This is a genomic window from Nonomuraea candida (genome assembly GCF_000725485.1).
Classification (GTDB): Bacteria; Actinomycetota; Actinomycetes; order Streptosporangiales; family Streptosporangiaceae; genus Nonomuraea; species Nonomuraea candida.
Window position 1 is genome coordinate 32,465 of the sequence record NZ_JOAG01000047.1, and the last position, 13,364, is coordinate 45,828.

Annotated in this window: 9 protein-coding genes; 6 read left to right on the top strand and 3 right to left on the bottom strand. The window is 73.6% G+C overall.

The window, feature by feature from the left end:
• Positions 1-35 precede the first annotated feature (35 nt).
• Positions 36-1,487, top strand: a complete 1,452-nt coding sequence (locus tag IO39_RS35550; protein ID WP_043633001.1) for an alpha/beta fold hydrolase — start codon at positions 36-38, stop codon at positions 1,485-1,487.
• Positions 1,488-2,019: 532 nt separating this feature from the next.
• On the opposite strand, the gene IO39_RS35555 is transcribed toward IO39_RS35550, so the two are convergent.
• Entirely contained in the window at positions 2,020-3,663 is a 1,644-nt protein-coding gene (locus IO39_RS35555) for an AMP-binding protein (protein WP_052423784.1), read from the bottom strand.
• Positions 3,664-4,050: 387 nt separating this feature from the next.
• Here IO39_RS35555 and IO39_RS35560 point away from each other — a divergent pair, with 387 nt between their 5' ends.
• Entirely contained in the window at positions 4,051-5,541 is a 1,491-nt protein-coding gene (locus tag IO39_RS35560) for an alpha/beta fold hydrolase (protein ID WP_043633004.1), read from the top strand.
• 112 nt (positions 5,542-5,653) lie between these two features.
• Here IO39_RS35560 and IO39_RS35565 read toward each other — a convergent pair whose 3' ends face one another.
• Positions 5,654-6,394, bottom strand: a complete 741-nt coding sequence (locus IO39_RS35565) for an SDR family oxidoreductase (RefSeq protein ID WP_043633007.1) — start codon at positions 6,392-6,394, stop codon at positions 5,654-5,656.
• Between the two features lie 99 nt (positions 6,395-6,493).
• On the opposite strand from IO39_RS35565, the gene IO39_RS35570 reads away from it, so the two are divergent.
• Positions 6,494-7,045 (top strand): TetR/AcrR family transcriptional regulator, encoded by a 552-nt coding sequence (locus tag IO39_RS35570; RefSeq protein WP_043633009.1) that lies wholly within the window; start codon positions 6,494-6,496, stop codon positions 7,043-7,045.
• A 75-nt stretch (positions 7,046-7,120) separates the two neighbouring features.
• Here the strand turns inward: IO39_RS35570 and IO39_RS35575 are convergent, their stop codons facing one another.
• Positions 7,121-8,641 (bottom strand): aldehyde dehydrogenase family protein, encoded by a 1,521-nt coding sequence (locus IO39_RS35575; RefSeq protein WP_052423785.1) that lies wholly within the window; start codon positions 8,639-8,641, stop codon positions 7,121-7,123.
• Between the two features lie 170 nt (positions 8,642-8,811).
• Between IO39_RS35575 and IO39_RS35580 the strand changes: the two genes are divergently transcribed.
• The 3 genes from IO39_RS35580 (at position 8,812) to IO39_RS35590 (ending at position 13,363) form a co-directional block, all read left to right on the top strand.
• A complete protein-coding gene (locus tag IO39_RS35580) occupies positions 8,812-11,547 on the top strand; it encodes an ATP-binding protein (RefSeq protein ID WP_211267285.1) in 2,736 nt (911 codons plus the stop codon).
• Positions 11,548-11,915: 368 nt separating this feature from the next.
• Positions 11,916-12,395, top strand: a complete 480-nt coding sequence (locus IO39_RS35585; protein WP_043633117.1) for a (2Fe-2S)-binding protein — start codon at positions 11,916-11,918, stop codon at positions 12,393-12,395.
• Positions 12,392-13,363, top strand: a complete 972-nt coding sequence (locus IO39_RS35590; protein ID WP_043633015.1) for an FAD binding domain-containing protein — start codon at positions 12,392-12,394, stop codon at positions 13,361-13,363. Before IO39_RS35585 ends, IO39_RS35590 begins: the two co-directional genes overlap by 4 nt.
• Position 13,364: the final 1 nt, after the last annotated feature.

Genomic DNA, 13,364 nt, shown 5'->3' on the forward strand with positions numbered 1-13,364 from the left:
GAAGAGCTTCTCCGCGCGCCGTCGTCCTCGCGGCGATGGCGATGTTGTTGGCCGCCACGACGTCGTGCGCGGCCGACAGGCCGTCGACCGGAGAGGACGCCCGTGATGCCGCCGGCAAGAGCGGCATCGCCTGGAAGCCGTGTGAGGAGGAGCCCTCCGTCGAGTGCGGCACGCTGGCGGTGCCGATCGACTGGTCCAAGCCGGACGGGCCCAAGATCGACCTGGCCATCGCCCGGCGCAAGGCCACCGACCCGTCCGCGCGGATCGGGTCCCTGCTGGTCAACCCGGGCGGGCCCGGCAACTCCGGCGTCAACGGCATGTTCCGACCGTCCGGCTTCAGCCAGGAGATCCAGCGGCGGTTCGACATCGTCGGCTACGACCCCCGGGGCGTCGCCCGCAGCGGCGCGGTGACCTGCCCGGCGGCGACGTACAACGAGATGCCGAACCCCATCATGAGCAGCCAGGACGACTACAACAAATGGGTCGGCTACAACAAGAAACTGCACGCGGACTGCCGCAAGCAGACCGGCCCCCTGTACGACCACCTCGACTCGGTCAACGTGGCCCGCGACATGGACGCCATCCGCCAGGCCCTCGGCGACGACAAGCTGACCTCCTACGGCGTCTCCTACGGCACGCTGGCCCAGCAGATGTACGCCGAGCTGTTCCCCGACCGGGTCAGGGCCATCGTGATGGACGGCACCATGGACCACAGCCTGGACGTCAAGACGTTCCAGGTGAGCGAGGCGGCCGCCGTGCAGGACAGCTTCGACGAGTTCGTCGCCTGGTGCGAGCGCGACACCGAGTGCGTCCTGCACGGGCGCGATGTTCGCGCGCTGTGGAAGGAGCTGCTCGACAAGGCGGACCGCGGCGAGCTGCAGTGGCCGGGCGCTTCCGGGCGCCCCGTGGACGCGCACAGCCTCAAATGGCTGGGCGTGATGCTCAACGAGACGCCCGACTGGCGGCTGGAGGCCCAGGTGCTCAACGCCCTGGCCGGCGGGCCGGTGCCGGACGGCATGCCGGGCCCTCCGGGCTTCAAGCCCGCGAACGGGCCCACCGCCGAGCTGCCCACCGCGATCCTCTGCTCGGACTTCGACCTGTCGCTGCGGGGCGGTTACGACGAGTACGCCGACGTGATGCGCGACTCCAACGAGGCGGCCCCGGACATGCGGTACAACCCGATGCCGATGGGCGACATGCCGATCTGCCAGGGCTTCCCGGTCACCAACCCGCAGCACCGGCTGAAGTACGACGGCAGCGCTCCGCTGCTGGTGAGCAGCTCCCTGCACGACCCTTCCACGCCGTACGAGTGGTCGGCCAACGTGGCCGAGCAGCTCGGCCCCAAGGCCACGCTGCTCACGTACGAGGGCTGGGGTCACAGCATCTACGGCAGGACCCCGTGCACCACGTCCGCCATAGACGGCTACCTGATCTCGCAGACCGTGCCCGCGCCGGGGACCCGCTGCCCGGCCCAGGAGAGCAAGTGAGGGCTGTCTCCCGGACCGCCACGGCGCCGGCTCGACCGGCCGGCAGGGTCGCGTACGCCGCTGGAAAATCTCTGTAACCGGCGTCCAACGCGGCGTCGAGGGGGGAAAGCGGGCCGGCGCCGGGCGGGTGATCCCCGCCCGGCGGCCGATGGCCGCGGTCCGGGCCAGGGCGGCGGTCGCAACGGCCGGAGGACGCGGGCGAAGACGTTCAAGCGGGTTTGAACCGAGTTTGGAGCAGCTCGGCGCAGGCTTCGCACCATGCAGAAGCACACCACGTTCTTATCCCGCATCCTCCGCTCGATGCCGGTGCTGCCCGTCGTCGCCCTGAGTGTGGTCGCGGTCGCCGCCACGCCGGCTTCGTCAACTACCCGACGGAGTGGTGGCACTGGTCCTTCGGGGAGCGCTACTGGGCGTTCATCACCCGGGCCCGCTACGCCCGCTACGGCATCGTGGAACACCTGCCCGTCGCATCCCGCTGATTCGGCCCCGGGCGGTCGAGCTCCGCTCCCCCGGCCCGGGCGCCGGCGCGTGGTCAGGAGGTGGCGGCGCGCTGCCGGAGCTGGTCCTTGCGCACCTTGCCGAGGTCGTTGCGGGGCAGGGCCGGGGTGAGGAGCAGGCGGGTGGGCAGCTGCCAGCGGGACATGCCGCGCCCGGACAGGTGGTCGCGCAGCTCCTCCAGGGACGGGGGCGGGTCGGCGGCGGGGACGACGACGGCGCAGGGCAGCTCGCCGTGCTCGGCGCTGGGGTAGCCCACCAGGGCCACGTCGGCGACGCCCGCGTGCCCGCGCAGGCCCTCCTCGACGTCGTGGACGGGGATCATGCTCGCGCCGGGGCCGGAGATGCGGTCGGCGGCGCGGCCGAGGTACTGCAGGCCGCCGCGGCCGTCGTCGCGGACGAGGTCGCCGGTGTCGTACCAGCCGTCGTGCTCGCGCGGGAGCCAGACGGGGCGGCCGGTGTCGCGCCGGAAGGTGCCCAGGCAGACGGAGGGGCTGCGCACGGTGAGCCGCCGGACGCCGGGCCCGGTGCCGGGCTCGTCCCGCAACCGCACCTCGACGCCGCGCCGGGGGGTGCCGATGCTGCGGCCGGGCCAGTCGGGCGGGTCCGCCGCGCCGGTGGCGAGGCCGCCGCCGGTCTCGGTCATCCCCCAGCAGTTGATCAGCACGGCGCCCAGGCGCTCGCGGATGAGCAGCGCGTCCGCGACCGTCAGCGGCGCGGCGAGGCTGTTCAGCTTCCGCAGCCCGGGCAGCGGCCGGGGGCGCAGCCGCTGCTCGGCGGCCAGCTCGCGCAGCAGGCGGGGAATGGCGATCATGGACGCGGCCCGGTGCTCGGCCAGCAGGTCGAGCCAGCGTCCGGGGTCGGGGCTGTCGCCGATCAGCACGCGGCGACGGCGCAGGACGGTCTCCAGCACGATCTTCCTGAAGCCCGCGGGGACGCCGATCACGCTCGAGACGGCGACCGGGTCGGGGATGGGTCCCTCGGTCCGGGAGATGGCCGCGTGCATGGTGTTGTAGCTGTGCAGGACGCCGAGGGCGTCGCCGGTCGTGCCCGAGGTGAAGGCCACCAGCGCCACCTCGTCGGCGCCCAGGGGCGTCGGCGGCGGGAGCGGGCCGGGGGCGGCGCGCAGCCGGGAGTCGAAGTCGACGGCGGAGGTGGCCGCCGCGTCACCGAGGACCACGCGGTGGCGCAGCTCGGGCAGCCCGGCGGCCGCCTCGGCCAGCACGGCGGCGTGGTCGACGCCGTCCCAGCGGTCCACGGTCACGCACACGGCCGCGCCGCAGACCCGCAGCCTGCGGCGCAGCTCGTGCGCGCCCATGCCCAGCTTGAGCGGCAGCACGACCGCGCCGAGGTGGGCGCAGGCCAGCGCGAGGGCGACGGTCTCCCACCAGTTGGGCAGCTGGAAGGCGACGACCTGGCCGCGCCGCACGCCCAGCCCGTGCAGGCCGGCGGCGAACCGGTCGGCCCGCTCGCCCAGTTCGCCGAACGTGAGCGTGCGCACCCCCTCCCTCCGGCGTGCCGACGCGCAGATGAGCGCGACCTGCCCGGGGGCGGCGGCGCGGGCGCGGGCCAGATCGTCGACGACGGTCTCCTCGCGCCAGTGGCCGGCGGCGCGGTGGCGCGCCGAGGTGACCGGGTCGGGGTGGACGATGGTGGCCAGCTCGCGCAGTTCGGCGTTCATGGCCGGGCACTTCCTCTCCTTTGCCTAGTTCCGACATGGAGATACTACCCATTGTAATCATTAGGTAACTTTTAGTTCGCACCATGAGCTTCCCCGGGCCTGCTCGGGTTCGCGGCGCGAGCCAGCGATTTGTACGAATTCTGGCGATATGCCAACGAAGCGGCCGTCGCCTGTTAGATTCGGGAGACATGATCAAGGAGAGGCGCGCCACCGGCCCCGCCACGGGCCGCTGAGGCGTGACGGGGTGCTCCACGGTTCGGGGACCTTCGACGGGGGTCTGATCCTGTCCCCGCGCGGCCGTCCGGTGCGGCGAGGTGTCAGGAGCCGATCGTGTGCCGTGCGAGCAGCCCCGCGTGCCGATCGACGCCGATCGACGATAGGAGCAATGTGCCGAGAAGAACTCCCCTGCTCGCCACCGCCCTCATGGCCTTGACGACGCTGTTAACCGTCCCGCTGGCGGGGACGGCCGGCGCGGCGGTGACCGGGCAGGACGTCACGGATGCCGTGGGCAAGCGCGGCATCACCTGGGGGCCGTGCGAGGAGGAACCCACCGTCGAGTGCGGCACGCTGAAGGTGCCCGTCGACTGGTCCAGGCCCTACGGGCCCACCATCGACCTGGCCGTGGCCCGCCGCAAGGCCACCGACCCGTCCGCGCGGATCGGCTCCCTGCTGAGCAACCCGGGCGGTCCCGGCAACTCCGGCGTGAACGGCATCCTGCGGCCGTCCGGCTTCAGCGAGGACATCCAGCGGCGCTTCGACATCGTCAGCTTCGACCCGCGCGGCGTCGCCCGCAGCGGCTCGGTGACCTGCTCGGCCGCGGTGTACAACCAGATGCCGCACCCGGTCATGACCAGCCAGGCCGACTACCTCAAGTGGGTCGCGTTCGACGCGAAGCTGCGCACCGACTGCCGCAAGCACACCGGCCCCGTCTACGACCACCTCGACTCGGTCGACGTGGCCCGTGACATGGACGCCATCCGCGCCGCGCTCGGCGACGACAAGCTGACCTCCTACGGCGTCTCCTACGGCACGCTGGCCCAGCAGATGTACGCCGAGCTGTTCCCCCACCGGATCCGCGCCATGGTGCTGGACAGCAACATGGACCACAGCCTGGACGTCAAGACGTTCCAGGTGAGCGAGGCGGCCGCCGTCGAGGACAGCTTCGACGAGTTCGTCGCCTGGTGCGAGCGCGACAGCGAGTGCGTGCTGCACGGGCGCGACGTCCGGGCGCTGTGGAAGGGGCTGCTGGAGAAGGCGGACCGGGGCGAGCTGTTCTGGCCGGGCGACGGCCGTCCGGTGAGCGCCCACAACCTGCGGTGGCTCGGCGTGATGCTCAACGAGGGGCCCGCCTGGCGGCTGGAGGCCCAGGTGCTCAACGCCCTGGACGGCGGGCCGGTGCCGGACGACATGCCCGGCCCTCCCGGCAACTGGCCCGTCAACGGCCAGTTCGCCGAGCTGCCCACCGCGATCCTGTGCCAGGACTGGAACCTGTCGCTGCGGAGCTACGGCGAGTACGCCGACGTGATGCGCGCCGCCAACGCGGTGGCCCCGGACATGCACTACAACCCGATGCCGATGGGCGACATGCCGATCTGCCAGGGCCACCCGGTCGGCAACCCCCAGCACCCGCTGCGGTACACGGGCGGCACCCCGCTGCTGGTGACCACCACCATGCACGACCCCTCCACCCCGTACGAGTGGTCGGCCAACGTGGCCCGGCAGCTCGGCCCCAAGGCCACGCTGTTCACGTACGAGGGCTGGGGCCACGGGGTCTACGGCAGGACCGAGTGCACGACGGCCGCCATGGACGGCTATCTGATCTCGCTGACCGTCCCCGCCAAGGGCACCCGCTGCCCGGCGGAGGAGCCGCAGGGCTAGGCGGAACAACGAGGTGAAGGTGCCGGGCCGGCGCGAACCGGCCCGGCACCCGGCAGGAAGCCCGCCTCACGCCGGTCCGTGCGCGCGGCTCGCCACGGGAGGGACGGCCGGCTCAGTTCTGGGTCGCCGGGCGGATGACGATCTCGCCGATCTCCACGTCACGCGGCTGTTCGACGGCGAAGGCGACGGCGCGGGCGACGGCTTCCGGCGCGATGGCGTACTGCTCCATGTTGCGGCGGATCTCCTCGCGGACCTCGGGGTTGTCGATGGAGTCCGCGAGTTCCGTGCGCACGTAGCCCGGCGAGATCGCCGTCGTCCGCAGCACGCCGTCGGTCGACTCCTGCCGCAGCCCTTCCAGGAGGGTGCGCACGGCGTTCTTGGTCGCGGCGTAGACCGCCATCGTGGGCGTGATCTTCAGGCCGGCGGTCGACAGCGTGGTCACGAGGTGGCCCTGCCCCTGCTCGCGGAAGACCGGCAGCGCGGCGGCGATGCCGTGCAGCACGCCGCGCAGGTTGACGTCGATCATCGCCGACCAGCCGGCCACGTCGAGGTCGGCCACGGGACCGATCTTGCTGATGCCGGCGTTGCCCACCAGCACGTCGAGCCGCCCGAACTCGGTCACGGCCAGGCCGACGAGTCGCTGGAGGTCCTCGCGGGCGGTGACGTCCACGGCGCGCGTGACGACGCGCCCACCGCGGTCGCGGATCTCCCGGGCGATCTCGTCGAGCCGCGCCGTTCGCCGCGCGCCGAGCACGACGGCGGCGCCCCGCTCGGCGAGCAGGCGCGCGGTGGCCTCCCCGATCCCGCTGCTCGCCCCGGTGATGGCCACGACCTTGCCGCTGATGGCTGACATGAGGACTTCCTTCACGGTTAAATGGACACGTGTCCGTTTAGCTGCTCCCCATCGTACCGGACACGTGTCCGCTTAGTTGACCCGTCATGCGGAGGACCGATGAACGCACCCCGCCGCCGAGCCGACGCCGCCGAGAACCGCGCACGGATCCTCCAGGCGGCACGAGAGGTCGTCGCGACCGCGGACGAGGTGAGGCTCAACGAGATCGCGAAACGGGCCGGCGTCGGCCAGGGCACCCTCTATCGCCACTTCCCGACCCGGGAGGCCCTGCTCGCCGAGGTCTACCGCAAGGACGTGGACGACCTCGTGGCCGCCGCGCCGGGACTGCTGGCCGAGCACGCGCCGCTGCCCGCCCTGGCCCGCTGGCTGGACCGGGTGGCCGAGTACGCGAAGGTCAAGCGCGGGGTGTTCGCGGCCGTCGAGGCGGGACTGTCGCGGGACCTGTCCGCGCGCAGCCTCGGCCCGATCGGCGAGACGCTGTCCACGTTCCTCGACGCGGGCAAGGCCGAGGGCGCCATCCGCCCCGACATCGACGCCCGCGACGTCATCCTGCTCATCGGCTACCTGACCCGCCTGGAGCCCGCCGAGTGGGACGCCCGCGCCCACCGCCTCCTGCGCATCGTCCTTGACGGCCTGCGCCCGCACGCCTGAGCGGGCTCACCGGCCGCCGGGCCGGGGAGGACGCCGGGCCGGGGAGGACGCCGGTCAGGTGAGCGGAGCACGCGATCAGAGGGCGACCAGGATCGCCTTGTGCTTGGTGTAGGCGTCCATCACCTCGGGCCCGCCCTCGCCGCCGATCCCGGACTGCTTGAAGCCGGCGAACGGCATGGGCCCCGTGGTCATCTCGTGGTGGGTGTTGACCCAGACCGTTCCCGCGTCGATGCGGTCGGCGACCCGGTGCGCGGTGTTGAGGTCCTTCGTCCACACCGAGGCCGCCAGGCCGTACTCGGTCTGGTTGGCCTTGACGATCGCGTCGTCGGCGTCGGTGAAGCCCATCAGCGCGCCGACCGGCCCGAAGATCTCCTCCCGCACCACCCGCATGTCCGGGGTGACCTCGTCCAGGAGGGTCGGGGCCACGAAGTAGCCCCGGTCGCCGCACCGCGTGCCGCCGGTGCGGGTGCGCGCCCCGTCCTGGGCGGCGACGTCGAAATAGTCCATCACGCGCTCGAAGTGCGTGCGGGTGGCGAGCGGCCCCATCATGGTCGCCGGGTCGAAGGGGTCCCCGACCGTGAACGCGGCCATGGCCGCCGTCAGCCGCTCGGTGAACTCCTCGCGGACGCTCTCCTGGACGAGGATGCGGGTGCCGGCGGTGCACGCCTGCCCGCTGCCGCCCAGGAGGGCGACGGCGACGCCGTGCGCCGTGGCCTCCAGGTCGGCGTCGGCGAAGACGACGACGGGCGACTTGCCGCCCAGCTCCAGGGTGAGCCGTTTGAGGTCGGCGCTGGCCACCTCGTGGACGTGCCTGCCGACCCGGGTGGAGCCGGTGAATGCGATCTTGGCGACTCCGGGGTGGCGGACCAGCGCCTCGCCGGCCACGCTTCCGGTGCCGGTGACCACGTTCACCACGCCGGCGGGCAGGTCGGTCTGCTCGTCCAGCAGCTCCGCGAAGCGGAGCGTGGTCAGCGAGGCCCACTCCGGCGGCTTGAGCACCGCGGTGTTGCCGGCCGCGAGCGCGGGGGCGAGCTTGAGAGCGAGCTGCGGCATGGGGCCGTTCCAGCCCCAGATGCAGCCGACGACGCCGAGCGGCGCCTTGCGGGTGTAGCCGAGCCGGTCGGACGTCAGCGGGACGGTGTGCCCGTTGAGCTTGGTGGGCCAGCCGGCGAAGTGCCGGTAGATCTGAGCGACGGCGCCCATCATGTGCCGCGTCATCCGGTTGGGCATGCCCATGGTGCGGGACTCGATGTCGGCCAGCTCTTCGCCGTGCTCCTCGAAGACGCCGGCGATCTGGGTGAGGATCCGGCCGCGGCGGTCGGGGGCGATGCCCGACCAGGACGGGTCGGCGAACGCCCGCCGCGCCGCCCGGACGGCCGCGTCGACGTCCTCGGCGGTGCCGCGCTGGATGCTCGCGAGCTCCTCCTCGGTGGTCGGATCGACGTTCGGCAACGTCTCCCCGGAAGAGCCGGGCACCCGGCGGCCGCCGATCCACATGAGGCGCTCACCCGGGCGGACGAACTCGGGGACGGCGCGCCGGGCTTCGTGGGCGATCCGCGGGGCGGCGCTGGCGGATGTCTGGGCGTTCGTGGCCATGGCACCGATTCCTTCGTCTGGGGGCGCCGGGCAAAGGTTCGCCCGGTGGTCTTCACTTTCCTCCGGCCCTGGCCACACCCGCGTCGGCGGTGATCGCCTAAGTGCGGGTACGGTGCCGCACGGACGTCCCTACGTATGACGGCGTGCCATGACGCATTACGCTGCCTGGGGTGAGGGGTCGGCGGACTGAGCGCGAGGCGGTTGAGCGGCTGGTCGCGGGGGCGCGAAACGCCCGCAGCGGCGTCCTGGTCGTGCGCGGCGAGGCCGGCATCGGCAAGACGGCGTTGCTGGCCCACGCCCGCGAGGCCGCGTCCGAGTTCAGGACGCTGCACGCGACGGGAGTCGAGGCGGAGATCGAGTTCGCGTACGCGGGGCTGCACCAGCTGTGCGCCCCGCTCCTCGACCGTCTCGACACGCTGCCCGAGCCGCAGCAGATCGCCCTCGGAGTGGCGCTGGGGCACCGCACCGGCGACCGGCCCGACCCGTTCCTCGTGGGCCTGGCCACGCTCAGCCTGCTGGCCGAGGCTTCGGCGGAGCGACCGCTGCTGTGCCTGGTGGACGACGCGCAGTGGCTCGACATGGTCTCCCTGCAGACGCTGGCCTTCGTGGCGCGGCGGTTGCACGCAGAGCCGCTGGCGCTGCTGTTCGGCCTGCGCGACCCCGCGCCCGGCACTGACGCCGGGCGGCTGCTCGCCGGCCTGCCCGAGCTACGCCTGCCGGGCCTGGCCGACGACGACGCCCGGGCCCTGCTGACCTCGGCGGTCCACGAGCCACTCGACGACGGTGTGCGCGACGGCATCCTCGCCGAGGCCCGGGGGAACCCGCTGGCGCTGCTGGAGCTGGGCCGGTACACCGGGGCCACGGAGCTCGCCGGCGGGTTCGGCCTGCCGGGCGCCCTGAACGTCCCGGACGGGATCCAGGAGAGCTTCCGGCGCCGTACCGCCGCCCTGCCGGCGGCGACCCGGCTGTTACTCGTGGTGGCGGCGGCGGAACCGGTCGGCGACACCGCGCTGCTGCTGCGTGCCGCCGACCACCTCGGCCTCGGGCCGCAGGACGCCGAGCCGGCGCAGGCCGCGGGGCTGCTGGCGATCGACTCCCGGGTGCGGTTCACGCACCCGCTGGCGCGCTCGGCGGTCTACCGGGCGGCCACGCCGGCCGACCGCCGCCGCGCGCACGGCGCGATCGCGGCCGTGACCGACGCGCGGGCCGACCCCGACCGCCGCACCTGGCATCGGTCGCGGTCGGTGCTCGGCACCGACGACGCGATCGCGGCGGAGCTGCAGCTCTCCGCCGACCGGGCACGGGCACGGGGCGGGCATGCCGCGGCGGCCGCGTTCCTGGAGCGCTCGGCGGAGCTGACCTCCGAGCCCGGCCTCCGGGCCCGCCGCATGCTGGACGCCGCCCGCGCCAAGCACCAGGCGGGCGCGTCCGACGCCGCCCTGCACCTGCTCGCCGCCGCCACGGCCGGACCGCTGGACGCGCTCCACCACGCCCGGGCGGAGCTCCTGCGCACACAGCTGGTGTTCGACACGACCCGCGGCAGCGACGTGCCCGGGATGCTGCTCGACGCGGCCAAGCTGCTCGGCCCGCTGGACGCCGCGCTGTCCCGGGAGACCTACCTGCACGCGCTCAAAGCGGCGATGCTCGCCGGCCCCCTCGCCCGCGGCCACGGGGTCGCCGAAGTGGCCGAGGCCGCCGGGGCCGCGCCCGCGCCACCCACGCCGCCGAGACCTCCGGATCTGCTGCTCGACGGCCTGGTGACCCATTTCCTGCGGGGTTACGCCGAGAGCGTGCCCACGCTGCGCCGGGCGGTGGAGTCCTTCGCGGCCCGGGCGCCGGCCGCCGAAGACGCCGAGCTACGGTGGGAGTGGCTGGCCGGCCACACGGCGATGGGGCTGTGGGACGACCGCGCGGCCCACGCCCTCGCCGACCGCTACGTGCGGCTCGCCCGGGAGACCGGCGCCCTGATGACGCTTCCGTTCGCGCTCAACCTCTCCGCGGCGGTGCTGACCCACACCGGCGAGCTCGCCCGCGTGGCCGACCTCGTCGACGAGAGCGACGCGATCGCCCGGGCGACCGGAGCCGCGCCCATACCCCACGGCAGGCTGCTGCTCGCGGCCTGGCGCGGGCACCGGGACGAGGCCGCCACGCTGCACCGCATGAGCGTGGACGACGCCACCCGGCGCGGCGAGGGCACCGCGCTCACGATCGCCGACTACGCGCTGGCCGTGCTGAGCAACGGGCTGGGCCGTTACGACGCCGCCCTCGCCGCCGCGGAACGCGTCCGGGAGTCCGCCGAGATGGTGCACGCCGGCATGGCCTTGCCGGAGGTGGTGGAAGCCGCGGTCCGCGCCGGCCGGCCCGCGCCCGCGGCTGCGGCGCTGGAGCGGCTCGACGCGCAGGCACGCGCCACCGGCGCCCCGTGGGCGCTCGGGCTGGCGGCGCGATCACGAGCGCTGATCAGCGCCGGCCAGGAGGCGGAGGAGCTGTACCGCGAGGCGATCGAGCGGCTCGCCGGCGGCCGGACGGTGTCCCACCTCGCCCGCGCCCACCTCGTCTACGGCGAGTGGCTGCGCCGCGAGGGCCGCCGCCAGGACGCGCGCGAACAGCTCGGCACCGCCCACACGCTGCTCTCCGACATCGGCGCGGACGGCTTCGCCTCCCGTGCCGCCGGTGAGCTGCGCGCCATGGGCGAGCACCCCCGCAAGCGGTCCGCCCAGCCCTTCGACGCGCTCACCCCCCAGGAGCTGCGCATCGCCAGGCTGGTGGCCTCGGGCGCGACCTCCAAGGAGGTCGCCGCGCAGCTCTTCCTCAGCTCGCGCACCATCGACGCTCACCTGCGCAACATCTTCCGCAAGCTGAACATCACCTCGCGCCGCCAGCTCGGGGACATGCGCCTGGTGTAGGCGCCGGTCACGACGGTGTGCCCGTAGTACCGGGAAACCTAGGCGACGCCCCTAGGCGGTGTTCGCCGATGTGCCTGCGGTGCCGGGGCGGCGAGCATGAACGCGTGTCCCGGGAGTGGCCGTGCCCGGCGCGAAGGCCGCCCGTCACGTCCTGGGCGGAGTCCAGGCCGAACCAGAGAGAGGCACACGTTTCCATGCCAGATGACGTTGGAAGCAGGGAGTCCGCCGGCCGCGCGGCCGGCGGACCGAGCAGGCGGCAGGTGCTCGGGCGCGGCGCGCTGCTCGGCGCGGCGACGGTCGGCGCGGGGGTGGCCGCCCAGGCCGAGGCCGCGCGTGCCGCGACCGCGCCGCCCGTCAGGGAAGAGACGCTGGCCGCCGAACCGGTGGAGATCAGCCTGCGGGTGAACGGGCGGGAGCGCACGCTGTCGGTGGAGCCCAGGACGACGCTGCTGGACGCGCTGCGCGAGCGGCTGGGACTGACGGGCACGAAGAAGGGCTGCGACCAGGGGGCGTGCGGAGCGTGCACGGTGCTGGTCGACGGGCGGCGCGTCAATTCCTGCCTCACGCTGGCGGTCATGCGGCGCGACGCCGAGATCACCACGATCGAGGGGCTGGCCAAGGGCGACGAGCTGCATCCGGTGCAGCGGGCGTTCCTCGAATGCGACGCGTTCCAGTGCGGATACTGCACGTCCGGGCAGATCATGAGCGCCGCCGCGCTGATCGAGGAGGGCCACGCCGGCTCCCCCGGAGAGGTGCGGGAGTGGATGAGCGGCAACATCTGCCGCTGCGGCGCGTACCCGAACATCGTCGCGGCGGTGCGGCAGGCGGCCGGCGGAGGCGCGCGATGAGGCCCTTCTCCTACACCACGGTGAGCAGCGTGCGGTCGGCCGTGCTGCAGGTGTCGCCGGACCCGAAGGCGCAGTACGTCGCGGGCGCCACCGAGGTGCTGAACCTGGTCCGCGAGGGCCAGATCGCGGCCGACCGGCTGGTGGACATCCGCGCGTTACCGCTGACCTCCATCCGCGCGGGCGCGGACGGGCTGCACATCGGCGCCCTGGCCCGTCACGTGGAGAACCATCCGGTCGTGCGCCGCGACTACCCGGTGCTGGCGCAGGCCCTGCTGGCCGGCGCGTCCCCGCAGGTGCGCAACATGTTCACACCCGGAGGAAACCTGCTGCAGCGGACGCGATGCTCGTACTACCGCGACGTCAGTTTCGCCTGCAACCGCCGGGAACCGGGCTCCGGATGCGGCGCCCTGGAGGGCAACAACCGCTACAACGCGATCTTCGGCGGCAGCGACCACTGCATCGCCGTGCACCCTTCCGACCTGGCCGTGGCGCTGACCGCGCTGGACGCGGTGGCGCGGACGCAGGGGCCGGCCGGCGCCCGGGCGATCCCGATCGAGGAGCTGCACCGGCTGCCGGGCGAGGAGCCGCATCGCGAGACCGTCCTCGAGCACGGCGAGCTGATCACCGGGATCGACGTGCCGGCGAGCAGGTTCGCGGCCCGCTCGCACTATCTGAAGATCCGCGACCGTGCCTCGTTCGCGTTCGCGCTGGTCTCGGTCGCCGTCGCGGTGGACGTCCGGCGCGGTGTGGTGCGCGACTGCCGGATCGCGCTCGGCGGTGTGGCGCCGCGGCCGTGGCGGGCCCGCGCCGCCGAGGCGGCCCTCACCGGGAAGCCGCTGAACGAGGCGAGCCGCCGGGCCGCGGGCAAGGCCGCCGCGAGCGGCGCCGTGCCACGGCGGCACAACCGGTTCAAGGTCGCGATGGTCGAGCGGGCGGTGGCCCGCGCACTGTCGGAAGTGGAGGATTGAG